The sequence below is a fragment of the Candidatus Binatia bacterium genome, assembly GCA_029243485.1.
Taxonomy (GTDB): Bacteria; Desulfobacterota; Binatia; order UBA12015; family UBA12015; genus VGTG01.
Map to the genome: position 1 here is coordinate 131,164 of JAQWRY010000075.1, position 22,746 is coordinate 153,909.

Here is a 22,746-nt window from a genome sequence, read left to right on the forward strand (position 1 = left end):
CCGCTCAGGCGCAGATGAGTTCGACGCGCTCGGTCTTCGGGCGATCGCCGATCTTGACGGTGACGTCCGTCCCGACCCCGACGACCCGCGCTTCCTTGGTCGCAAGATCCACGACGAGCCGAGCGCAAACCGCGACATCGACCTGGAACGGCGGACGCGGCCCACAGAACCTCTGGCCCAGAATCGTGAAAGGTGACCCGCCCGCCGCGGTCGCCGGCGAGGGGAACTGCTCCGGATCAGGACACGGGTGCTCGGCACGCATGGTATGGACGGCGCCCCATCTCCACCCGGAAGGTTCGCTTCCCAGTTTGTCCACCAGCCATTGCTCGGCCTTGCGGAAGGCATCGACGATTCCGTCGCGCTGCTCGATGCTGAGTTCAGGCGATCCGAGGACCCGGGCGACAGCCCCCAGCGAAACCTCGCGGCACTGCGCAACCGAACCGAAACGAGCCTCGGGCAAGAGAGCATCTACGAGGTAGGGCGCGAGCGCGACGTAGAACACGGCGGCCCCCGTCGACGCACTGTCCGCGGAACCATTCCAGTCCACCAAGGCCGCACGCACTCGCTCCGTTCCTGCGGCAGCGGCCTGATCGAGCACCGCGCGAATCGCCGGCAACAGAGCGAGCGCGCCGTCGTCGAGGACGTCCGCCGACAGCGCATCGAGTGCGCCCACACCGGAGGCATTCTGCAACGACGCCGCGAGCCGTTGCGCGCGAAGCGCCACGACGCTCTCGTTCCCGCCTTCGCCAAGGGCGCCCGTCGCCAGGGCAACGTCTGTCTCAACAGCAGCACTGCGATTCGAGAGAGGCTCGGCCCCCGACCAGCGCGCTTCGGAGATCCAACCGCGAAGCGGTAGCGCGGATGCCGAATTGCGTGTGGGCTTCGCCCCACCGAGGATCTTCACGGCGCCGCCCTCGCCGTCGGCGCCCAGGGCATCCAGCGGCAGCGGGGAACGATCGAGCAACGGTGCCGCCGCGAGAAGATCTTCCCCGTCCTTGGCGCGTGCCATCGCGAGCAAACCGGGCACCGCTGTGCCCAACGAATTCGCCCCCCAGCAGAGCGCGAGAGCAACCGGCCGCTCGGCCGGCGCGGGACCATCGAGCTGGTCCATCAAATGGGAGAGCAGCGGTCCGTGGCGGGTCTCCGCGACCTCGAGCTTGATCGTATCGCCATCCCGGACCCGCACGATCTCGCGGCGCCGGCTGAGCTTCTCCCAGCCCGCCTCGGAACGGAACGAGCCGATCCCGTCGAGTTCCTCCATGACGCAGTCCGCGTCGTCTATCCGGGCACCAGTGACGCCCCAGGCGACATGCTCGTTTCGGCCGGCGAGCAGCCCCGGCATTCCGACGTGCGCGATACCGACGGCGCGGAAGGCCGGGCAATCGAGGAAGGCCGTGTACATCGGGCTCGGCGACATCAACGGCAGCTCGATCGCCGCGGTGAGGGCTCCGACACCTCCCGCCCGGGCCCCGCGAAGTGCGGCCACGAACCCACTTGGAACGCCGACGGCTGCGTCGTTCACCAGGTTGATCAGTCTCGGATCGATGCGGCGCCACAACGCCAGCCGTTCGTCGTTGGTGGGTACGAAATCTACGGGCCGCGAGGAAACGATCCGCGCGCGCTCGACACCGCCGTGGGCAAGAGCACTCGCGACGAGAAGCTTCTCCGGCCAGGTCGCTGCGGCACAACACCACGCGAGGTAGAGCTCGATCGCAAGCGAGTCCGCGATCGTCCACGGCTCGATCTCGTACCCGAGCCGCTCGCTCTCCGCAGGCTTCACGATCGCTCGCGCCGCGTTCACGCCGCCGGCGAAGGCAGCCAGGATGTCACGAGCGATACCATCCATTCGCGAGGCGGCAGCGGCCGCACGCCGCGGGATCCCCACGGTGCGAACGAGCGCGTCACGTCGCGCGATCCCCTGCTCCCCGAGCAACTCGGCCGAGCGACCCGTCGCGATGCGGCGGTAGAAGTCCATCTGCCAGAGCCGGTCCTCGGCCATGCAGAACCCGAGCGCAGCGTACGCATCGCGCTCCGACTTCGCGTAGACGTGCGGCACTCCGTTCTCGTCGCGCAAGAGGTCCGCGGACGATCCGAGTGCGGCCAGGGTTCGGCGCGTGTGGGTCGGTCCGGTCGAACGGCGCCGACGGCCGGTCGGCTTCGCCTTGGGCTCTTCGGTCTCCGGCTCGGGCGAATCCGAGACGAGTCCGGGGGTTCCAGTCCAACCGGAGCCGCCGAATGGAGAACGCCGGTCCGCATGCTCGTCGGCCTCCTCGGTCGCGACGGTGGTGTCGGTCCAAGGAGCCCCACCGAAACCGCTGCGCGGGGGACCCCTCGGGGGCTGGCGATCACCGGGATTCATGCGAGCTCGTGTTCTGACTGCACATTGGAAGTGGGTTCCCCTCGTCCCTGGCCTTAGCACTGATCGCGCCAACTTCCCCAAGCACGTGAGTACAGCAAGCTAGCCACATTGCAGCGCTCTCTCAAACTCTGCGTCGAGATGGGTCCGCACCATCGCTTCGGGACCGGCTCGAACACGGGTCCGCAGGATTCCGGCAGAGCGCTTCCCCCCCTCCCCGGAAACGAGCTACATTTCGTTCTCCTAGGGGTTGTGGAGAGAGGGGGCTGTGATGCAGCAGGTGGAACAGGCGCTTCAAAAGGCAAAGGCGATCTTCCGATTCACCGAGGAAGTCGATAGGAGCCTCGCCGAGCAGGGCATCGCCGGGCTATCGGACCTCTTTGGCCTCTACGCGCAGTTCCGGGACGCTCTGGGACGGTTGGAAACCCGAGAGCTGGACTGGGCGAGCTCCGAGGCAGACCGGCTCTCCAAGTCCCTGAACCAGATCTGCACCGAACTCGCCCACTTGAGCGCCCTGAAGGCGTCTCTCGGGGTCCAGCACTGAGAAACTCGGCTGCGACCCCGAAGGCGGTCTACGTGCCTCCCAGGCACTGACCCGGGTGCCTCCGCTGGAGTACCTCGTGCAACAGTCCGACGACATCGGCACCGAAGCGGGCCGCCGCGGATGCCGTTGCAGAGAGCACGAAGTTGCGGAGCGCTGCGGACTCGTGTCGATCAGCCGCGGTCGCGAGCCGCACCGAAGTGTCGTGTTCCTGCCCGCTCCGGTCGGGGCCGCCTCCGGACGGAGTACCCGAATGGACGCCTCCGGGTTCGTCGACTAGGAACGAGCCCCAGCGCCCAACGCCCAACGCCCAACACCGCGTCACCGACCGCCGAAACGAAAACGGGGCGGGCCGCACATGGCGACCCACCCCGCAGAGCTTCGTTCGAAAATTCGTCTCAGACTTCGAGAAACGACTCGAGGCCCGCGCTTCCGCAGAGATCGCGGAGACGGGTCAGAGCCTTTGCCTCGAGCTGACGAATACGCTCACGGCTGACGCCGTAGCGCACGCCGATCTCTTCGAGGGTCTCGACCTGGTCGTCATCGAGTCCGAAGCGCAAGCGAATGATCGCCTGCTCCCGATCGGGCAGCTCCGTGAGAACGTCTTCGAGATGACGCGAGAGGTCACCGGCGACGCTACGCGCCTCCGGGCGATCGCCCTGCTCGTCGGGAATGACCTCGGCGAGAGTACGATCGTCATCGTGACCGAGCTCCATGTCGAGCGACAGCACGTGCGCAGGCTCGGCCATCATCTCCAGCTGGTTCTGGTCGATGCCACCCGCCTCGATGATCTCTTCCTTCGAGGGTGCGCGGTGTAGCTTGCTCTCCAGTGCCTGCGAGAGGCGGCCCACCTTGCGGCGCAGTTCGTGCCAATGGACAGGCGTACGAACAACCGAACGATCGTTGTCGATGGAACGCGCGATGTACTGCCAGATCCACCAGACGGCGTAAGTGGAGAACTTGATGTCCTTCGCGGGGTCGAACTTCTCGACGGCGCGAAGAAGGCCGAGGGTACCTTCCTGAATCAAATCAGGAAGAGGAAGCCCGCGGCGGGCGTGCTTGCGAGCGATGGCCGCAACGAGGCGGAGGTTCGCACGGAGCATGGAGTCGCGCGCCGTGCGGTACGCCTCGAGGCGAATATCGAGCTCACGGGCGAACTTCGCGACACGCTCACGGGTCAGGCGCAGCTTGCGCAGCTTTGCGGGGCTACGCGCCAGGATACGCGCGCGGTCGACCACGAGAAGGATCTCGCGCTCGCGGAACTCTTCGGTCGGACGAATGACGCCGCGGCCGCGCTCTGTGAGCGTGACGTTGACGATGCGCGGGTTGCGACGGAGCCAACGAACGACAGAGTCACGCGCGCGGCTGATCTCGGTCGTCAGAGTGCGCTCGGCCTCACGATCGAGCAACGGGGTCTTCGCGAGATCCGCGTAGAACCGACCGAGCACGTCGAGGTCGCCGATGAGCGGCTCGTCCTTCGCCGCAGGCTTCGCAGTCGTGGTCGCAGCGGCTTTCGTGTTCGACGCCGGGGTCACCGCCTCGTCTTCGATCTCACCCAAGTCATCGGCCGACAGCGTATTGCTGTTATTCTGAGTGTTACCTTCCTGGCCTTCAGTCCAGTCGGAGCCCTCGGCAGATTCGTTTTCGTACGTTGCGCTTGCGCTTCGCATTTGTCTCCCGACCCTTCACATAGCCTCGGCACGTGCCGCAGGGCGGCTCAACCGGGCGAAAGTGCTCTTCGTCGAACCGATCGGAAACCGGCTCGCGAGGAGTCTATGAAATCTGTTCGATGGAAAAGGAAAGCGAAAACAGGGAACCAGCTGTGCGTTCAGCCACATGACCTACGCTCGCGTGCCCGAGATCGCCGTGCCTCTAGGCTTCTTCCTTCGAAGCGGCCCCACACTACCCCAGTTGACTCAGCGTGTCACCAGTTTGATTACCGTTTTTGCGTTTTTTTCCTTCATCGTGAAAGACGAGCTTCTGAAGCCACTGATTCAGGGCCCAATCGGCTAATGGCCTGCCTGAGGCCCACTTCCCGCAAATTCGCACGAATTTAGGCCGAGATTGCACACACGCCCGGGTTTCGCCCTTCACACAGGCCCATTTCACGGGGGCGCCACGGCATGAGCCTTGCGACCCTTCCAAGCTGCCCCAGAGGACTCGTCCTCGACGGGCCGTTTGTTGCCGGTTTCGGCGGGACTCGTCCCTTCCCGCCCTCCCCTCAACCTCCTCATCGGCGACAGGCGGGACGGGCGCAGGGCGCGACCCTGCGCCCGTCCCACCCCCCCAAAAATGCTCGACATCTTGCGACGAGCGCGCCTGGTCGGTACCAAGCGCTTCTCGTGTGTGATTGCCGGCGGGGCCGGCGGAGGCGTTCAAGATGGCCGACAACAAGCTTAGTAAAACCGCTAGAGCCTCGACGCGAGGCAAAGTCGTCCTCAAGGCGTGGCACGTTGCCCGCGATTCCGGCAAGTCCGTGAGCCGCGTGAAGCTCGTGAATCACCTCATCGAGGGGAAGCGCATGAGCCGACTCGGCTGGATCACCGAAGATGGTGAAGTCCTGCTCGACCATCAGGTCGAGTACCGCCAATCGGCCGAGTAGCCTCTCCCCCTTCCCCGAGTCGTCGGCTCACCGCGGGCGGTAGGCGGCCAGGCGGACTCGTACGCGCGTACCCTCCTCGTCTACGAAGTGAACCCGCTCGTCGATGCACTCGAGCCCGAGTCGATCGAGTTGTTCGTAGAAGGCGGCCGTGTCGATGCGAAACGCATCGCCGAGGTACAGAACGCCACCCGGCGCCAGCGCCGACACGAGCGCCTCGGCCAGGGCAGAGAACGCCGTGCGCTCGTACAGGAGCTCCGCGGCGACGACGACGTCGAAGGTTCGCTCGGCAACCGCGCAGGCGACGTCGCCCTCGAGCACCTCCACGGGCACCGAAGCCCGCTCGCTGCTCGCGCGAACGAAGGCCAGCGCGACCGGGTCACGGTCCACCGCGGTCACCACGGCTCCTGCCTGCGCTGCGCAAAGCGAGATCAGGCCCAGACCGCAGCCGACGTCGAGCAGGCTCTTTCCGGCCGGCCTCGCATCTTCCAGCAGCCACTGGGCGACGAGGTGGGAACCGCTCCACACCAGCGCCCAGTAAGGCGGCTCGAAATCGTCGTCGCATAGAAGCTGGTCCCGGTCGAGCAGCGACTCCAACGACGCCACCGTGAGGAGTTCGACCTCACGACCACCGAGCGAATAGGAGGTCACCTCGGTCGGCCAATCGCCGATTCGCGCGGGCGCACGTTTCGAATCAGGAACCACCGGACGACCCCCGACGAACCAGGGCGCCGACCCGCGCGAGGACCGTCGTGATCTCCGTGAGCCCGAGCCGAGCCCCGGCCCACACGAACACCAGGGCCCCCACGGGCAGACAGGCGCCGACCGCAACGGCTCGGCCCGAAACCGACCCCAGAGGCAGGAGGGCCGCCACCCCTGCGCGCGTCGCCAGGCACGCCAACGCTACGGCGGCCGCCGCGAGCATCGTGCGCAGCAGGACACCCCCGAGCCCCACGGCAGGCCCCATCCTCCGGGTGAGGACCACGAACAGAACGAGGAAGTTCAAGAGCGCGACACAGGACGTGACCAGGGCGAGCGCGGCATGCCCGAAGCCGAAGTGGCGAATCGCCACCCAGTTGAGCGTCGCGTTGACGGCGATCGAGAGACAACTGACCAGCGCCGGCGTCCGGGCGTCCCCGAGCGCGTAGAACGCCGGGACGAGCACCTTGATGTTCGCGTATCCGGCGAGCCCGATCGAGTACGCGACCAGCGCCTCCGCCGCCATGGCGGTGTCGTGCGACCCGAACCGACCGTACTCGTACACGAGGCCGATAACCTGAGGGGCCAGGACCGCCAGGCCTATCGCCGAGGGGATGGTCAGGAGGAATACCAGCCCGAGCGCGCGCGTCACGGTGTCGTTGAATCCGCGCATGTCGTCGTGCGCAACGCGCCGCGACACGGCCGGAAGGGCCACGACTCCGATGGCGACACCGAACAACCCGATCGGCAGCTGCGTGAACCGAAACGCAACATTGAGCCAGGACACCGCGCCGTCCCCGAGCGTCGACGCGAAGTTGCTGTTGACCATCACGTTCACCTGCACGGCGGCCGCGCCGATGGTCGCGGGCGCCATCAGGGCCAGGACCTTACGAAGGCCCGAATCTCGAAAGGAGAGGACGGGCCGATAGCGGTAGTTCACGCGATACAGCGACGGCACCTGCACCAACAGCTGCAACGCACCTCCGATCAGCGTGCCAACGGCCATGCCGGTGATCGCCCGCGCCGCCGCCTCGGACGAGACGACGCTCCGCCCGCCCGACTCCCAAAGCTCGGACATGTACTCGGGAGCGAGCCACCAGGCCGTCGCGAGACCCGTCACGATCGATCCCAGGTTGAAGAAGCTCGATGCCGAGGCCGGAACCCCGAATCGCCCCTTCGCGTTCAGCATGCCCATGGCCACGGCGGCGAGCGCGATGAGCAGCAGGAATGGAAAGAGGAGCCGCGTGAGAAACACCGTGAGCTCTGTCTTGCCCGGCGTGGCGGCAAATCCCGGGGCGATGACGTCGACGAGCTGGGGAGCGCAGAGGATCCCCAGGACCACGATGCCGCCGACCACCAGCGCGAGAGCGTGCACCACCAGGTTGGCGAGGCGCCACGCGCTCGCTTCCCCCTCCTTCTCGAGCTTCTGCGAGAACGTGGTGACGAACGCCGCAGAGAGTGCGCCCTCTGCGAAGAGGTCTCGGAAGAGATTCGGGATGCGGAAAGCCGTGATGAACGCGTCGAGCTCGCGCCCTGCCCCGAAGAACCCGGCAAAGACCTGCTCGCGGATTAGCCCCAGAAGCCGACTGGCGAGGACCGCGCCCCCGACGACCGCGCCGGAGCGGGCGAGTCCACGCTCGGATGCCCCCTCTTCCGACCCGCTGGGCGTGCTCATTCAGCACGAGTCCGGTGAGACCGGACCACCCATCGCTTGACAGACCTCCACGCAGCAGATGGTATCGACGGCATGTTCGGTCTGGGTGTCCCCGAGCTGATCATCATTCTGGTGGTCGTGCTTCTCATCTTCGGTCCGCGCAAGCTACCGGAGCTCGGTAGCTTCGTCGGCAAGTCTCTCAAAGACTTCCGCGACGCCCTCGAGACTCGCGGCAACGACGACTCCGAGCCGCCACCGGCCCACGAGACGACCGAAACAAAGCGCGAACCCACCGACCACGAACCCCGTACCTGACGCGGAACCGGTCCGGTTCAGAAGCCGGTCACGGACCTCACGCGGCCGCGTTTCACCGTCACGGACTGGCGAGGCCCGTAAATCCATAGCGCCACGTCACGAGACTGGACCTGCACCTCCAGCGGCGAACCCAACTCGCGGACCAGCCGATCGACGGACCACCCCGTGCGGGGATGAGCCTCGGCAAAGCCGCGACGAGACGGGACCACGTACTCTTCGATCTGCGGAACGCCGGGCAGTGCCGGCTCGACCGGCTCCTGAACGACCGGCCGCTGCTCCAACTCCTGCAGCCGACCGTTCACTTCGTTCAGTTGCTGCTCGAGAGTCTGGATCGTGTGCGACTGCATCGCCACGCGCTCTCGCATCCCCTGGACGGCCATCTCCGACGCGCCGGCCCCAGCGGTGCCGGTGACGGCGGCCTCCTCCTGGAGGTCGCGGACGATGGTACCTAGCTGCGAGCCGGGGGCACCGGACCTGAGGCCGCCGGACACGTCCACCTTCGTGCGCCGCTGGGGCACCTCCGGCTGAGCCGGGCTCGCGCCGTCGGACCGAGCGACCGGCTTCGCGTTCGCGCTCTTCACCCGCGAGACCTTCTCGGCCGCAGCGCTCCCCACGAGTTCGATGCGCGACGGGTCGGTCAGCTCCAGCCGGAGCCGGCCCTGGCGGTCCTCCACGACGCCCCGCAGCCGGATGATCTGCCGCTCATACGTCTTGGGGTCGGGGAAGCCCGCACGGCTCTCGCCGGGGATGGTGGCCACGAAACCCGCCCAGCCCGCCTCGAACGACAGGAGGCAGGCCCGGGGCGAGCACATGACCTGCTGGACGAACCCCTCGATCGTCACCGCCTGCCCGACATGCTGCCCGGCCTCGCCGGGCGAGATCCCGTAGGCGCGCCCGCAAAGCGGCCCCAGCAAAACCAGAATCAGGACCGCGGTCGGGCCGAGACAGCCCGCCCGGCCCCGGATTCGCCCGGACGCTTGTCGTGGCTCCCGAGCTTCCCTAACATTCCTCAGACGCTCTCTCCCATGGCTCAGACCCCTACAATCCGACAAACCAAGCGCATCGGGCACTACGCCTTGGGTGTGGACTGGCTCGACGGGCATGACTCGATCATGCCTTACACGAGTCTCCGCGCCCACTGCCCCTGCGAAGAATGCGCCGCCATGCGAGAACGCGACGAGGCCCCGGGCAACCGCGGCATCCAACTCACATCGGTCGACGTCCTGGGCGAAGCGAGCGCCTTCCTGACCTGGTCCGACGGCCACGAGAGCGTCTACCTGCTTCCCGAACTCCGTGCGCTCTGTCGCTGCGCGTACTGCGCGGGCGAACCGGAACGCCCGATCACGGGCTGAGCGCGAGTCTCATGCGTCAGCCTTCGATTGAAATGGCCTTGGTCGGACAGCCCTTTACCGCGGCGTCCACCTTCGCGCGCAGTTCTTCACCCGGATTCTCCTGCAGGATGTAGAGGAAGTTGTCCTCCCGTACCTCGAAGACCTCGGGTGCAGCTGCCTGGCAGACTGCATTGCTATTGCACTTGTCGAAATCAACTACGATTTTCATCAAAACCACCCTCCCGCCCGTAGGCTCCGGGCGCTCTAACACAACCAGGATCGACGATGAAGCCGCGTTCGGCCGTGCCGACGCGCCTCGATCCGTATCCACCTGAGGAAGATCTCTTGTCCATTCTCGTTTTGCTTCGCCACGGCCAGTCCCAGTGGAACCTGGAGAACAAGTTCACTGGCTGGGTCGACGTCCCCCTTACGGAACAGGGTATCGAGGAGGCTCACCGTGCGGGTAAGCTCCTCAAGGAGTCCGGCATCGCCTTCGCACGGTGCTTCACCTCCGAGCTCGAGCGCGCCCAGGAGACGCTGCGCATCGCGCTCGAGGAGATGGGCCTCCCCGACCTGCCCGTCACCCGCGAGCAAGCGCTGAACGAACGCCACTACGGCGATCTGCAGGGGCTCGACAAGGCCGAGACGGCGAAGAAGTACGGCGACGAGCAGGTGCACATCTGGCGCCGTAGCTATGACGTAGCGCCGCCGAACGGCGAGAGCCTGAAGCACACGGCGGCCCGAACCCTCCCCTACTTCTCGCTGCAGATCCGGACGTGTCTCGACGCAGGCGAGAACGTCCTCGTGGCCGCGCACGGAAACAGCTTGCGATCGATCGTGATGGAGCTCGAAAAGCTCACCCGCGAGCAGGTCCTCGAGCTGAACATCGCGACCGGCGTGCCTCTGGTGTACGATTTGGACATCAACGGCAAGATCCTCAGTCAGAAGATCCTGGAGTAGGACCTCAGCCGAGGGCGGACAGCAGCTCGTCGAGCACCGCGGTCGCATCCCCGACCACGCCGAGATCCGCGCCTTCGAAGATCTCCGCCTTCGGGTCGTTGTTGACGGCCACGATCGTTCCGGCGCGGCGTACGCCGACCATGTGGTTGAACGAGCCGCGGACTCCGAACGCCAGGTAGAGGTCCGGGGCGACGCTGCGTCCCGAGAGGCCGACCTGCGCCTGGCGCGCGAGCCATTTGAGGTCACACACGCGTCGCGTCCCGGCGACGACGCCACCGAGCCTCTTGGCGAGCCGAACCGCCTTCTCCACACTCGCTTCCCCGAGACCGAACCCTACACACACGACGACCCGAGCGTCTTCCATGGCCGCCTCTTCGGCGCCGACCTCAGCTTCGAAACGACGAACCCGGACCGGGCTCGCCTCGACCGGGGGCGTCGACAACGCGACGGCGCGAGCCGCAGGACGCGCATCGTCTTGCATCGCACGCTCGAGCACGCCGGGGCGAAGCGTCACCATCTCGGGCTTCGTCTTCGATAGAATCGGCGCGACGACCTGGCCGCCGAACGCCGGCTTCAACTGCTGCAGGCGACCGTCGCCGTCGAGCTCCACGCCGATCGCATCGCCGGTGAGCCCGAGGCTGAGACGCGCCGCGAGCTGCGGAACGAGGTCGCGCCCGAGGACCGTAGCCGGGGCCAACACCATCCGTGGCCGTCGATCTCGGATGGCCGCCGCGAGCACGTCGACCGACGCACTCACCGGCGCGTTGCTCTCGAACAGAACATCGGCTCCACGTCGGCCCATCTCCGCGGCGAGGGACGCCACGGGCGCCCGTGTGTCGTCCGGAAGAGGGGGGTCGAGCAGAAACACGGATGTCGATGCCGCCAGCGACGCAGCCAGGCGGTCGGCTGCCGCCAGCAACTCCCACGTCACGGGGCGAACGGCCCCCTCGGGCCCCCGTTCGCCCAGAACCCAGATCTCGGGCCCGTCGGCTGTGGCCGTATGGACCAGCGCTGCGCCTGCCGAGCGCCCCGCACCCTCCTCGTCCGCACGATGGGCAACCTCGACGACCGCCTGAATCGCTGCCGCACGGTCGTCTTCGTGGACGACGCGAGCTTGCTTGCGTTCCGAGAGGACGGGTTGGACCTCTTCGACCCATGTCGGGGAACCGGCTTGGCCGTAGTCGCTCTCGTCACCACCGAGATCCGCGATCGACCAGACCTCGACCGGCCCGTTCTCCGTCGCGTCCTCGTCGGGCAGAACACGCGGAATGCGGCTCTTCCATCGATCCGTGCACGTGACGACCACCGGCGCGGGGACATCGACCTCGATGAAGCCGTCGTCCCCCTCGCACTCCGCGTCGAGCGCCCATCCTCCGTCGCTCGCCGAGATCTCGAGGCGCCGCACACCGCCGAGGAAGGAAACCCCAAGCAGTGCGGCGACTTCCGGACCAACCTGGCCCGTCTCCGAATCGATGCTGTACCGCCCCGCGAGGACGAGATCGAAGCCGATGCGTTCGGTCGCTCGCGCCAGGGCGCGCGACGTCGCGAGCGTGTCGGCGCCGGCGAAGCCGCGATCGCTCAAGTGCACCACGCGGTCGGCGCCGAGACCGAGGCACTCCCGCAGGATGCTCTCCGCTTGCGGCGGCCCCATCGTGACGGCGGTGATGGTACCGCCATGCTCTCCCTTCAGTCGGTGCGCCTCGAGAACCGCGCGGCGATCGAACGGGTTCATCATCGAATCGACGCCGTCTCGGCGAAGCCGACGGGTTTCCGGGTCGATCTGGAGTTCTGAAACCTCCGGCACCTGCTTCACGAAAACGACGATGCGCATGAGATCCGACTCCGACTAAGAGGTGGGCCGCAGTACCTCGTCACCGCCCATGTAGGGCAAGAGCGCCTCGGGGACGCGGACGGAGCCGTCGGCCTGCTGGTAGGTTTCGAGAACGCCGATCAGCACGCGCGGGAGCGCCAATCCGGACCCGTTCAGGGTGTGGAGGAACTCCGGCTTGGCACCGGGCTCGCCTCGATAGCGGATTCCAGCGCGGCGGGCCTGGAAGTCGCGGAAATTCGAGCAGGAACTCACCTCGAGCCACTCGCCGCACCCCGGGGCCCAGAGCTCTACGTCGTACTTCATGGCCGAGACGAAGCTCAGGTCGCCCGTGCACATCTGGATGACGCGATGAGCGAGACCGAGCCGACGACAGATGTCCTCGGCGTCGTCGAGCAAGCTCAGGAGCTCGGCGTCCGACCGCTCGGGAGCGACGAACTTCACCATCTCGACCTTGTCGAACTGGTGACCACGCTTGATGCCTCGCACATCGCGCCCCGCGGACATCCGCTCGCGCCGGAAACACGGGCTGTACGCCACGTGACGGACGGGCAAGTCCGCGCTGTCGAGGATCTCCTCGCGGTACATGTTCGTGACCGGAACTTCCGCGGTCGGCACGAACCAGAAGTCGTCTTCCGCATCCCGGTACATCGTGTCGCCGAACTTCGGGAGATTCCCGGTGCCCACGAGACACTCGGACCTGACCATCGCCGGCGGGTACACCTCGACGTAGCCGTGTTCGCGGGTGTGCACGTCCAGCATGAAGCTGATGAGCGCGCGCTGCAGCCGCGCGCCCGGGCCGGTCAGGAGGTAGAACCGTGAGCCGGAGATCTTCACGCCACGCTCGAAGTCGATCGCGCCCAGCGCCGGCCCGAGGTCCCAGTGGCACTTCACGTCGAAGTCGAATTGGGGCAGAGCCTCCGCCTCGCGAAGAACGATGTTGGCGGAATCGTCGGCACCGAACGGGACGTCGGGATGCGGAAGATTGGGGATCTCCAGCATCCTCTGCCGAAACTCCGCGTCCGCCTCCTCGGCGACCGCCTCGGCGGCAGAAATCTCGGCGCCCAGAGAACCAACCGCCGCGCCGGCGGCCTTGCGCTCCTGCGGCGGAAGCTTGCCGATCTCCTTGGAACGGCGTCCTCGCTCGGCCCGCTTGGTCTCGAGCTCGTGCAGCGCCTCGCGTCGCTTTTTGTCGATCGCAAGGATGTCGTCGACGACCGAAGCCGGACACTGCACCTTTGCGAGGCCGGCTTTCACTTGGTCGGGGTCTTCACGAATGAGACGGATGTCCAACATGGGGCTCTCTCGTAAACACGTCGGCGGCCAAGGAAAAAGGGGGGCCGTCAGAACGGGCTATCGAAGGCACTCCGAATCAGCGTGCAGACCGGATGCCCTTCCCCCCACTCGACACCGACGACGTCGAACCGCGCCGCCACGGCACGGCGCTGCCTCGATAGGTAGGCCGCCGCCACGCGGGCGATCCGAGCCTGTTTCTCCCGGCCGATCGTCGCGAGAGGGCCCCCGTGGCGCCGACTCGACCGCGAGCGGACCTCGATGAAGACGGTCGTGGAACCATCGAGGGCCACCACATCGACCTCCGCCCCTGCGAGCCGAACGTTGCGGGCCACGATCGTGTAGCCGCTGCGTACGAGAAGTTCGCAAGCGGCGTCCTCGGCCGCTCGGCCGCGCGCGATCCTTGGATCCTTTGCCCGTGCCATGAGCCGAGCAGGCTCCAACGGGCAGCGCCTCGGCTCAAGCCGTATCCGTACCCTCTTCCGAGACAATCCGAAGCCCGGTCGGGAGCGCCTCGGACAGCATCAGCGCCTGCTGACTCGCGTCCATCGGCACGAGCTCGCGAACCCAGCGGGCGAAGCCCTTGCCGGCCGGCTCTCGATCGAGTCGCTCTGCGACTGCACTAGCCGACTCGGGGCCGACATCCCGCGCGGGGTCACCCGTGCGGCGAGCCATCTGCGCAACGGCGAGCGCCAAGCTCGACGAGCGCTCCCACTTCGCCCGGACGAGCTTCTCGAGCCACGCCTCCGCCGACTCTCGGCTCACCACCGTGTTTGCGGGGCCGTAGACCGGGGCCCGTGCGGCGAGCCGACCCAAGGCCCAGATCTCCGCCTCCGAAGCCTTTCCCTTGGCGACGCGTGGAACGAGCGCGGCCGCGAGTTCCTGCTTCGCGTGCGCATCGATCCGCTCGAGACTCGCGGCAACCTGCCAGAGCTCGCGGGCTTCCTGCTTGCCCGCTTTCCAGCGAAGCGGCTTCCCCTTCTTGCGCGCCTCCGGAAGGAGCACCGGTCGGACCTCCTGGTGAATCACCTGCTGCTGCGAACGGGTCAGCCCGCCGGCGGCGCGTTTCCACATGGTCCACCACTCCGCACGCCCCTGGGTCGCGTTCGCGAACGCCAGCCCGCGATCGAAGAGTCGCCAGAGCTGCTCCGTGCGCCACGAATCACGCTCCTCTCCCCACCCGGGCCGCAACAGAAAACCGGCGAGGTTGAACCAGCGTGCTTCGTGGTCGGGCGTGCGGTGTCGGCCCTTCTCGAGCTCGAGCAGCCTGTCCAGGAGTCGGCGGATGCAGGCGAGCGGCCACGCGTCCTTTCCCGCGGCGAGCGCTTCTTCGAGTCGGCGCGTGATCTGTACCGGCTCGATCTCGTCGCCCGAGAAGCACGCATCGAGCAGCGAGAGCGCCGCGTCCACCGAATCGTCGGGAACGATGAGTTCCTGGGTATCGTCAGGCACCGACCCGTCGGCATCCGGACCGGTTGCGCCTTCCTGGCCCGTGCGGGCGCGAAGATCGAAGCTAAGCCGCCAACGATGATCGGTGTTCCGCGAAAGACACCAGACCTCGAGGGTCCCGGTCTCGGTGAGGTGCACCCGCAAGTAGACGGGCACATCGCGCGCAGCCAGCGACTTTCCGAAGCGGAGCACCGTCGCCATCTCCGGTAGCTCGAGTACACTGTGGGCCGGCACGTCGAGAACGGCGCCCGCATCGTCACCGGTGCGCGTGCTCGACGCGTAGATGCTGAAACGGACGGGCTGGTTGGCGGCGACGACGAAATCGTGATCTCGCACGTCGATCTCTGCGCCTTCCTCCATCCCGCGCGGTGCGATGCAGAGCACTCGATGGTTCTCCGCCTCACGATCGTCCTGCAGGCCGAGGTAGTACGACCGGGCCGCACCGCCCGCGATGCGAACCCCGAAACCGCGGCGGGCGAACCCGTACGCGACCGCCCCCCGAGACACCGCCAGGTCGAGATCTGCGCCGGCCAGCTCGATCGGCCGCTTCCCCGACCACGTTTCCAGGAGATCCATGACCCGCGACCGAACGGCATCGGGCTTTACGGCGCCTCCGTTGAACAGGACCGCATCGGGAACCGCCGCTTCCTGCCCGGTTCCATCCGCCGTCCGAAGGAATGTGGCGAGGTGACGCGTGATCGACGGATCGGACGAGTACGGAAGTCCGAACTCGACCAGCCCGGCACGACTCCCCCTCTCCGGCTCGGCCGACGCGTCGACAGCGGGAAAGAAGCCATCTAGAACTTCGTCGAGAATGTCCTTCCCGACGAGGTCGGCGCGCACCGTTCCGGCCACGACGCCTCGGCCGCGACCGGCGACGGACACGGGCACCTTCTGCGGTGGGTCTTCCCCGAGGAGCCGCTCCTTCGCTTCGCGGCACAGCGCGGAGAGCTGCTGCCACCGGGCCGCGTCCAGCCCCGCACTTCCCGCGCGGGCGAGGATCCGCGTCGCGAGCGCCAGGTCCATGTTGTCGCCGCCGAGCAGGATGTGGTCGCCCACCGACACGCGCTCGAGCCCGACCCCGTCGGCCGAACGGCGAACGGCGACAGTCGAAAAATCAGTCGTGCCCCCACCCACGTCGAGAACGAGGATCGTCTCGTGCCCTTCGAGCGCTTCACGCCAGTCGTCGTGAGCAGCGATCCAGGCGTAAATCGCCGCCTGGGGCTCCTCCACGAGGCGCAGCCGCGGAAGCCCCGCGTCCGCGGCGGAGCGAACGGTGAGCTCGCGTGCGACTTCATCGAACGAGGCCGGAACCGTGAGAACGAGATCCTGCTCCTCGAGCGGCGCCTCCGGGTGCGCTACGTTCCAGGCCGCGCGGAGGTGCGACAGGATGGCCGTCGACGCCTCGACCGGCGAGACCTTCGTAACGTCTTCAGAACCTCCCCACGGCAAGATCGCAGCGTCGCGGTCGACGCCGCCGTGACACAGCCACGACTTGGCCGAAACGACCTGCCGACCGGCGACGCGGGCCCCGAGCTTCCGAGCCAAAGCCCCGACCGCACGTCGTTCATCCTTCGCCCAGGGCAGTTCCAGAGCCCCGTCCGGCACGTCATGCTCGCCGGCCAGATAGAGCGCGGACGGCAGCACCGGGCGTGCGGCGACCTCCCCCTCTCCGACGAGCTGCGCGATCTCGAATGACTCGATGGCGCCACCCGAGACCCGGCCCCACGAAACCGTCGTGTTCGTCGTTCCGAGATCGATACCGACGACGAACTGCGGAGATTCGCTCACCCGCGCCCACCCGCCTCACGCACGGTGAACTCCAGACGCCAGCGCGGGCCCTTCCCACGACCCACGAAGAACAGCTCCAGAGTACCGATCTCGGTGACGTGCGCGCGCAGGCGGACCGGCACACGCTCGCCACTTTCGCCCTCCAGTTCGACGTGAAGTGGGGCGAGTTCCTCGAGATCTCCGGTATCGAACTCATCGAGCACCTGCCCCGGGGCGTCCTCGTCACGCGTCGTCGAAGCAAAAAACCGGAACTCGCCGGTCTGCCCGACCAGGAGCCCGAACTCGCTGCCCGGAACTTCGAGCTCGGTTCCTTCCTCGACCCCGAAGGGGACCACGCACAGACCCTTAACAGGGGCCGGGTGCCCGGGAACCGCCGGCATCGAACTGGCGATCCCGACGTAGTACGAGCGTGCCGTTCCACCGCGAATCCGAACGCCCGTGCCTCGACGCGCGCGTCCGTAACAGGCGGCACCGCGCGCGACGGCATGCGCCAGATCCGCCCCGGACAGGACGCGCGGCGGAGGCGCCTTGGCACTCTTCGCCCAGTCGCCCACGACGTCCTCAATACGCGCCCGAATGCCCTCGGCCGCCATGACGCCGCCGTTGAAGAGCAACGCCGTCGGCAAGGGCGCCGCATCCTCCTTGCCCTGTGCGGCCTCGACAGCGCCCTGATGGGCACCGAGAAAGTCAGCCAGGTGCCGGGTGATGGCGGCGTCGGCAGCGAACGGCAGACCGATCTCGGAAAGACCGGCGGCCTCGTCTCGCGCAACGCGAGCATCCGACGCCACCTTCGGGAAGAACCCGTCGAGGAGAAGCTCGTTCACCTGCGTCCGTGTCAACTCGCTACGAAGTGTCCCACCGATGAGCTTCTTTCCGCGGCCGAGCACGGAGATCGGCACCGCGTCGGGCCCGTCCGCGGACAGAAGCCCTTCCTTCGCCACGCGGCAGCTCTGGACCAGGCCGCGTAGCTGCCATGGGTCGAGCCGCTTTCCGTCCTTCGCGAGACTGCTGCGGACCGCGAACGCGAGCGCGAGGTCCATGTTGTCGCCGCCGAGGAGAATGTGGTTCCCGACGGCGACGCGCGTGAGGGAGAGACCTCCCTCTTCCTCGTCCACCAGGACCAAGCTCAAGTCCGTGGTGCCTCCGCCGACGTCGCAGACGAGGAGAACGTCCCCGACGGCCACCTGCTCGCGCCAGTCCTCCCCGGCCTGGTCAAGCCACGCGTATACCGCCGCCTGCGGCTCCTCGATCAGGTGGACGCGCGCAAGACCCGCGGCCTTCGCCGCTTCGACGGTCAATTCGCGCGCCGCCGCATCAAACGATGCGGGAACCGTCAAGTATACATCTTGCTCCGCCAGGGGAGCCGCCTCACTCTTGCCGAAGCTCTCGTCCCAAGCCGCCCGTAGGTGCGCGAGGTACGCCGTAGACGCCTGGAGGGGCGAGACGCGTTCCGTGCCCCCGGTCTCGGCTCCGCCCTCGACCCAAGGAAGAATCGCCTCCTTGCGATCCACATTTGCATTGCACAACCACGACTTGGCCGACGACACGACACGGTCCGGCGATTCCGCAGCCCTCTTCGACGCGAGCGTACCCACGACATGACCGGCCTCCGGGGCGCCCCAGGGAAGCCGAATCGACTTCGCCGGCACCTCCTCTCTCCGCGGGATGAGGAGGAACGAGGGGAGCTGTGAGCGCGCTTCGACGGTGCCGGGAGACGTGAGTTGAGGCACTTCGAGGAGGCGCACCTCGGCGCCTTCTCCGCCCCCCGTATCCGTGTAGGCGAGGACCGAGTTCGTCGTACCCAGATCGATGCCGACGATGAACCGTGCGTCACCTTCGCTCGCCGGTCCGCTCATTCGCCGCCGACCTCGACCTCCGCGGGTGCGAGGATCGTGGGGTCGCTCCCGGGCGTCGGGACGGGCAGTCGCGCGTCAGTTGCCTTCCAACCCCCGTGTCGCAAGACCCCCTTGTACGGGGGCTCACCGGAGGGGTTCCCTGTGACCCGGATCAGGGCCGGGTCGAAGTCGGCCGGGACCTCGACAGGGTCACCGTCTTCACCTTCCAAGATCGCAACCATTCCGAGGCGCTCGTCGACGGCCTTGCGCAGCGAGGAGTGGATGCCGCGGACGGCCGCCCCCACCTGCTCGTCGCTGTAGTCGTCGAGGTTCTCGCGGACGAAGTCGACCAACCGAGCCTCTTCCTGGAGCGCGGCAAGAAGCCGGAGCCCCGCAGCACCCGGCAGCTCGGCAGGGGCCTCCTCGTGTTCTTCTGCGTCTTGCGCCCCCTTCGCCGCCCCACCTTTGGGCGCGACGACCAACAGCAGGAGGGCTAGGAGAAAAGGCCCGACCGTCGGGAGGAGGAGCCAGGGCAGGAGGCCCGCGCCCTGGGCCGCGCGAAACGCGGCCCCGACGCCTCCGTCCGCCGCAGCCCGCACGGCTGCCAGTGCCTCCGCCGGCCCGGGGGCGGCGAGTTGGTACAGCGCGAACCCGCTGCCCGCGGCAAGCGCCACCGACAGCACACTCGTGACGTAGATTCCCGTCTTGCGGGAGGAGGCCTCAGCCATGCATTGCTCCTGTTTTCGCGGACTTGCCGTACTGGGGATACGCGTGCACGCCGGCGGCGAAATTGCCGCCTCGGGCGAGCGCTGTTAACGCATAACAAATGCCGGTCTCCCTGGAAGACGTCGACCACATCGCGCTCCTCGCGCGCCTGGGGCTGACGGACGATGAGCGTATGGCGCTGCGAGGCGAACTCGAGGCGATCCTCGGGTACGTCGAACAGCTGAGCGAAATCGACACGAGCGAAGTCGAAGCGACGGCGAGCACCGTCGAGACGCCGGCCCCCGTTCGGCCCGACCGAGCAGTCAATGAGGCCCGCGCCGACCAGATGGTCGCCAATGCACCCGACCGCGACCGCACCTACCTGCGCGTCCCGAAGATCCTCGAGTAATGGCCAACCTCGATCTGTGGACCATCCAAGACGCGCGCCGCGCGCTCGATGCGGGGGACACGTCTTCCGTTGAGCTGACGGAGGCCCTTCTAGGCCGGATCTCCGCACACGAACCCACCATCGGCGCGCTAATCACCGTCACGGGCGAGCGGGCGCTCGCCGACGCGCGCGCAGCCGACGAGCGGCGTGCCAGCGGCGAACGCAAGCCCCTGCTCGGAATTCCCATCGTCCTGAAGGACATCTTCGCGACCGAGGGCATCCGCACGACGTGCGCGTCGAAGATCCTCGAGGACTTCGTCCCACCGTACGATGCCGACGCGACGACCCGCCTTGCCACCTCCGGTGCCGTGCTTCTCGGAAAAGCCAACATGGACGAGTTCGCGATGGGCTCGTCGAACGAGAACTCCGCCTTCGATCCGACCCGGAACCCGTGGGATCCCTCCCGCGTGCCCGGCGGATCGTCGGGTGGCTCCGCGGCCGCCGTGGCGGCCGGCGAGTGCCTGGGCTCGCTGGGGACCGACACCGGCGGATCGATCCGCCTTCCGGCCAGCTACTGCGGCGTCGTGGGCCTCAAACCCACCTACGGACGCTGCTCCCGCTACGGCGTCATCGCCTACGCCTCCTCGCTGGACCAGGTGGGGCCCTTCGCCCACACCGCCCGGGACGCCGCGACCCTTCTCCAGGTCATCGCCGGGCACGACCCACGGGACTCGACGTCTGCACACCGGGAGGTGCCCAACTACGAAGCCGCGCTCACCGGCGATCTCTCCGGCGTGCGCATCGGCGTCCCCGCCGAGTACTTCGTCGACGGGCTGGCCCCCGCCGTCGAGAAGGCAACCCGTGACGCGATCGAAACGCTTGGAGCGCGCGGCGCGAAGATCGTGAACGTGAGCCTGCCGCACACCTCGTACGCCGTCGCCACCTACTACCTCCTCGGAACCGCGGAGGCGTCGTCCAACCTCGCACGCTACGACGGCGTGAAGTACGGGCTGCGCACCCAAAAGGGCGGCGAGCTGCTCGACATGTACCGACAGACGCGCGACGAAGGCTTCGGAACCGAAGTAAAGCGAAGGATCCTGCTGGGTACGTACGCGCTCTCCGCCGGTTACTACGACGCGTACTACTTGAAGGCTCAGAAGGTCCGAACATTGATCCGACAAGACTTCATCCGCGCGTTCGAGTCGTGCGATCTCATCGCGAGCCCCACCGCCTCCACGACGGCGTTCCGCCTCGGCGAGCGCAGCGACGACCCGCTCAGCATGTACCTCACCGACATCTTCACGGTCCCGGCGAACCTAGCGGGCCTGCCCGGGCTTTCTCTGGCCTGCGGGTTCGACGACAACGGCCTTCCCATCGGCTTGCAGATCCTGGCCCCGGCATTCGCCGAGGCCGAGGCCCTTCGAGCGGCCGATGCGTACCAGCGCGACACCGATTTCCACACCCGTCGCCCCGCCCTTTCCCAGGGAGACTCGAGCCGATGAACCAGGATACCCGCGCCGGCCAGGACGCTCCGCCCGATTACGGCGATTGGGAACCCGTGATCGGACTCGAGGTCCACGCCCAACTCCTAACGGAGTCGAAGCTATTCTGCGGCTGCTCGGCGAGCTTCGGGGCAGCCCCCAACTCGCACACGTGCCCGGTCTGCATGGGCTTTCCCGGCGTCCTCCCGGTCTTAAACGAACGCGCACTGGAGTTGTCGCTCCGGACCAGCGTCGCCACCGGTTGCCGCATCCCACCAGTCGCCCGTTGGGCGCGCAAGAACTACTTCTACCCAGACCTTCCCAAGGGCTTTCAGGTCAGCATGTTCGACGAACCGCTGGCCGTGGAGGGCTTCGTCGAGATCGACACCCCGGAGGGACTGAAGAGCGTGCGCCTCACGCGCATTCACATGGAGGAGGATGCCGGCAAAAGCATCCACGACGCCCATGAGGCGCACTCCCTCGTGGACCTGAACCGAACGGGCGTCCCCTTGATGGAGATCGTCAGCGAGCCGGACATGTCGTCCGCGGCGGAAGCCGTCGCCTACCTCCGCGCCCTTCGCTCGATCCTGCTCTACCTCGAGGTGTGCGACGGAAACATGGACGAGGGCAGCTTTCGCTGTGACGCCAACGTGTCCGTGCGAAGGCTCGGCGCCACCGAGCTGACCACCCGAACTGAAACCAAGAACATGAACTCGTTCCGGAGCGTCGAGCGAGCGATCGACTTCGAGATCCGCCGCCAAATCGAACTGGTTGGAGACGGCGGTCGCGTCACCCAGGAAACGCGCAGCTGGGACGCCGACCGCGGCCGCTCGACGCCGATGCGATCCAAGGAACACGCACACGACTACCGCTACTTCCCCGAGCCCGACCTCCTTCCGCTGGAGACGTCGCAAGAGCGCGTAGAAGCGCTCCGCGCCGAGCTCCCGGAGCTACCACGAGCCCGTCGCGCGCGCTTCGTCAGCCAGTACGGCTTGCCGGAATACGACGCCGAGGTGCTGACCGCGCGACGCGACCTCGGAGACTACTTCGAAGCGGCGGTCGCCGTGCATGACAGCGCAAAATCCATCTCCAACTGGGTCATGGGCGACGTCTTGCGGCTGGTTCGAGAGGGTCGTCTGGACGGCGCACTCGTCATCCAGAAGTGGCCCGTCTCAGCAGACCACCTCGCACAGCTCGTCCAACTGATTGATGACTCGACGATCAGCGGGAAGATCGCCAAGACCGTGTTCGACGAGATGCACCAGTCGGGCGACGCCCCGGGAGACATCGTAGAGCGAAAGGGCCTGCGTCAAGTCACCGACCAGAGCGCCATCACCGCCGCGGTCGATAGCGTGCTCGAGCAACAGCCGGACAAGGTCGCCGAGTACCACGGAGGCAAGGATAAGCTCATCGGTTTCTTCGTCGGACAGGTCATGAAGGCCACTGGCGGCAAGGCCAACCCGAAGGCCGTGAACGAAATCCTTCGCGCACGGCTCGCAAAGCCCTGACCCGAACGCCGCC

Annotated in this window: 21 protein-coding genes; 9 read left to right on the top strand and 12 right to left on the bottom strand. The window is 67.2% G+C overall.

The features are described 5' to 3' along the window. Positions 1-4 precede the first annotated feature (4 nt). Positions 5-2,359, bottom strand: a complete 2,355-nt coding sequence (locus P8R42_22280) for a penicillin acylase family protein (GenBank protein ID MDG2307323.1) — start codon at positions 2,357-2,359, stop codon at positions 5-7. A gap of 268 nt (positions 2,360-2,627) precedes the next feature. Here P8R42_22280 and P8R42_22285 point away from each other — a divergent pair, with 268 nt between their 5' ends. Beyond that, entirely contained in the window at positions 2,628-2,900 is a 273-nt protein-coding gene (locus tag P8R42_22285; protein MDG2307324.1) for a hypothetical protein, read from the top strand. Between the two features lie 55 nt (positions 2,901-2,955). Next, on the top strand, positions 2,956-3,177 hold the full coding sequence (locus P8R42_22290) for a hypothetical protein (protein ID MDG2307325.1): 222 nt from the start codon (positions 2,956-2,958) through the stop codon (positions 3,175-3,177). A gap of 118 nt (positions 3,178-3,295) precedes the next feature. Here P8R42_22290 and P8R42_22295 read toward each other — a convergent pair whose 3' ends face one another. Beyond that, positions 3,296-4,456: a sigma-70 family RNA polymerase sigma factor gene (locus P8R42_22295; protein MDG2307326.1), complete on the bottom strand. Its 1,161-nt coding sequence runs from the start codon at positions 4,454-4,456 to the stop codon at positions 3,296-3,298. 821 nt (positions 4,457-5,277) lie between these two features. Between P8R42_22295 and P8R42_22300 the strand changes: the two genes are divergently transcribed. Beyond that, complete coding sequence (locus P8R42_22300) at positions 5,278-5,499, top strand: hypothetical protein (GenBank protein ID MDG2307327.1); 222 nt, start codon at positions 5,278-5,280, stop codon at positions 5,497-5,499. Positions 5,500-5,526: 27 nt separating this feature from the next. Here the strand turns inward: P8R42_22300 and P8R42_22305 are convergent, their stop codons facing one another. Both P8R42_22305 and murJ read right to left on the bottom strand, forming a co-directional pair. Continuing rightward, positions 5,527-6,201: a class I SAM-dependent methyltransferase gene (locus P8R42_22305; GenBank protein ID MDG2307328.1), complete on the bottom strand. Its 675-nt coding sequence runs from the start codon at positions 6,199-6,201 to the stop codon at positions 5,527-5,529. Beyond that, positions 6,191-7,870, bottom strand: coding sequence for a murein biosynthesis integral membrane protein MurJ (gene murJ, locus P8R42_22310; GenBank protein MDG2307329.1), 1,680 nt, complete (start codon positions 7,868-7,870; stop codon positions 6,191-6,193). The genes P8R42_22305 and murJ overlap by 11 nt, the downstream gene beginning before the upstream one ends. 36 nt (positions 7,871-7,906) lie before the next feature. Between murJ and tatA the strand changes: the two genes are divergently transcribed. Then, the gene (gene tatA, locus P8R42_22315; GenBank protein MDG2307330.1) at positions 7,907-8,164 is read left to right on the top strand and encodes a twin-arginine translocase TatA/TatE family subunit; all 258 of its coding nucleotides are present in this window, start codon (positions 7,907-7,909) and stop codon (positions 8,162-8,164) included. Positions 8,165-8,181: 17 nt separating this feature from the next. Here the strand turns inward: tatA and P8R42_22320 are convergent, their stop codons facing one another. Beyond that, positions 8,182-9,078 (bottom strand): hypothetical protein, encoded by an 897-nt coding sequence (locus tag P8R42_22320; GenBank protein ID MDG2307331.1) that lies wholly within the window; start codon positions 9,076-9,078, stop codon positions 8,182-8,184. A 111-nt stretch (positions 9,079-9,189) separates the two neighbouring features. Between P8R42_22320 and P8R42_22325 the strand changes: the two genes are divergently transcribed. Next, complete coding sequence (locus tag P8R42_22325; GenBank protein MDG2307332.1) at positions 9,190-9,516, top strand: gamma-butyrobetaine hydroxylase-like domain-containing protein; 327 nt, start codon at positions 9,190-9,192, stop codon at positions 9,514-9,516. A gap of 16 nt (positions 9,517-9,532) precedes the next feature. On the opposite strand, the gene P8R42_22330 is transcribed toward P8R42_22325, so the two are convergent. After that, entirely contained in the window at positions 9,533-9,724 is a 192-nt protein-coding gene (locus tag P8R42_22330; protein MDG2307333.1) for a ferredoxin, read from the bottom strand. 116 nt (positions 9,725-9,840) lie between these two features. Between P8R42_22330 and P8R42_22335 the strand changes: the two genes are divergently transcribed. Further along, entirely contained in the window at positions 9,841-10,455 is a 615-nt protein-coding gene (locus P8R42_22335) for a 2,3-bisphosphoglycerate-dependent phosphoglycerate mutase (GenBank protein MDG2307334.1), read from the top strand. 4 nt (positions 10,456-10,459) lie between these two features. Here P8R42_22335 and P8R42_22340 read toward each other — a convergent pair whose 3' ends face one another. Genes P8R42_22340 through P8R42_22365 form a run of 6 tightly spaced genes read right to left on the bottom strand, consistent with a single transcriptional unit; the run spans position 10,460 to position 19,379 of the window. After that, positions 10,460-12,286 carry an FAD-binding protein gene (locus P8R42_22340; GenBank protein MDG2307335.1) on the bottom strand — a complete coding sequence of 609 codons (1,827 nt, stop codon included), beginning with the start codon at positions 12,284-12,286 and terminating at the stop codon, positions 10,460-10,462. Positions 12,287-12,301: 15 nt separating this feature from the next. After that, a complete protein-coding gene (gene serS / locus P8R42_22345; protein MDG2307336.1) occupies positions 12,302-13,579 on the bottom strand; it encodes a serine--tRNA ligase in 1,278 nt (425 codons plus the stop codon). A gap of 47 nt (positions 13,580-13,626) precedes the next feature. Further along, entirely contained in the window at positions 13,627-14,001 is a 375-nt protein-coding gene (locus P8R42_22350) for a YraN family protein (GenBank protein MDG2307337.1), read from the bottom strand. Between the two features lie 34 nt (positions 14,002-14,035). Further along, positions 14,036-16,816 (bottom strand): Hsp70 family protein, encoded by a 2,781-nt coding sequence (locus P8R42_22355; GenBank protein ID MDG2307338.1) that lies wholly within the window; start codon positions 16,814-16,816, stop codon positions 14,036-14,038. Beyond that, entirely contained in the window at positions 16,813-18,672 is a 1,860-nt protein-coding gene (locus P8R42_22360) for an Hsp70 family protein (GenBank protein ID MDG2307339.1), read from the bottom strand. Before P8R42_22360 ends, P8R42_22355 begins: the two co-directional genes overlap by 4 nt. Continuing rightward, positions 18,669-19,379 (bottom strand): DUF2760 domain-containing protein, encoded by a 711-nt coding sequence (locus P8R42_22365; protein MDG2307340.1) that lies wholly within the window; start codon positions 19,377-19,379, stop codon positions 18,669-18,671. The genes P8R42_22360 and P8R42_22365 overlap by 4 nt, the downstream gene beginning before the upstream one ends. Before the next feature lie 98 nt (positions 19,380-19,477). Between P8R42_22365 and gatC the strand changes: the two genes are divergently transcribed. Genes gatC through gatB form a run of 3 tightly spaced genes read left to right on the top strand, consistent with a single transcriptional unit; the run spans position 19,478 to position 22,733 of the window. Further along, a complete protein-coding gene (gene gatC / locus P8R42_22370; protein MDG2307341.1) occupies positions 19,478-19,765 on the top strand; it encodes an Asp-tRNA(Asn)/Glu-tRNA(Gln) amidotransferase subunit GatC in 288 nt (95 codons plus the stop codon). After that, a complete protein-coding gene (gene gatA, locus P8R42_22375; protein MDG2307342.1) occupies positions 19,765-21,246 on the top strand; it encodes an Asp-tRNA(Asn)/Glu-tRNA(Gln) amidotransferase subunit GatA in 1,482 nt (493 codons plus the stop codon). Before gatC ends, gatA begins: the two co-directional genes overlap by 1 nt. Next, positions 21,243-22,733 (top strand): Asp-tRNA(Asn)/Glu-tRNA(Gln) amidotransferase subunit GatB, encoded by a 1,491-nt coding sequence (gene gatB / locus P8R42_22380; protein ID MDG2307343.1) that lies wholly within the window; start codon positions 21,243-21,245, stop codon positions 22,731-22,733. Before gatA ends, gatB begins: the two co-directional genes overlap by 4 nt. The last annotated feature ends 13 nt before the right edge of the window (positions 22,734-22,746 follow it).

Coding starts and splice junctions, on each gene's coding strand:
- P8R42_22280 (MDG2307323.1), bottom strand. CDS start 2,359: ATGAATCCCGGTGATCGCCAGCCCCCGAGGGGTCCCCCGCGCAGCGGT.
- P8R42_22330 (MDG2307333.1), bottom strand. CDS start 9,724: ATGAAAATCGTAGTTGATTTCGACAAGTGCAATAGCAATGCAGTCTGC.
- P8R42_22285 (MDG2307324.1), top strand. CDS start 2,628: ATGCAGCAGGTGGAACAGGCGCTTCAAAAGGCAAAGGCGATCTTCCGA.
- P8R42_22325 (MDG2307332.1), top strand. CDS start 9,190: ATGGCTCAGACCCCTACAATCCGACAAACCAAGCGCATCGGGCACTAC.
- P8R42_22360 (MDG2307339.1), bottom strand. CDS start 18,672: ATGAGCGGACCGGCGAGCGAAGGTGACGCACGGTTCATCGTCGGCATC.
- serS (MDG2307336.1), bottom strand. CDS start 13,579: ATGTTGGACATCCGTCTCATTCGTGAAGACCCCGACCAAGTGAAAGCC.
- P8R42_22300 (MDG2307327.1), top strand. CDS start 5,278: ATGGCCGACAACAAGCTTAGTAAAACCGCTAGAGCCTCGACGCGAGGC.
- murJ (MDG2307329.1), bottom strand. CDS start 7,870: ATGAGCACGCCCAGCGGGTCGGAAGAGGGGGCATCCGAGCGTGGACTC.
- gatB (MDG2307343.1), top strand. CDS start 21,243: ATGAACCAGGATACCCGCGCCGGCCAGGACGCTCCGCCCGATTACGGC.
- gatC (MDG2307341.1), top strand. CDS start 19,478: ATGCCGGTCTCCCTGGAAGACGTCGACCACATCGCGCTCCTCGCGCGC.
- gatA (MDG2307342.1), top strand. CDS start 19,765: ATGGCCAACCTCGATCTGTGGACCATCCAAGACGCGCGCCGCGCGCTC.
- P8R42_22340 (MDG2307335.1), bottom strand. CDS start 12,286: ATGCGCATCGTCGTTTTCGTGAAGCAGGTGCCGGAGGTTTCAGAACTC.
- P8R42_22365 (MDG2307340.1), bottom strand. CDS start 19,379: ATGGCTGAGGCCTCCTCCCGCAAGACGGGAATCTACGTCACGAGTGTG.
- P8R42_22350 (MDG2307337.1), bottom strand. CDS start 14,001: ATGGCACGGGCAAAGGATCCAAGGATCGCGCGCGGCCGAGCGGCCGAG.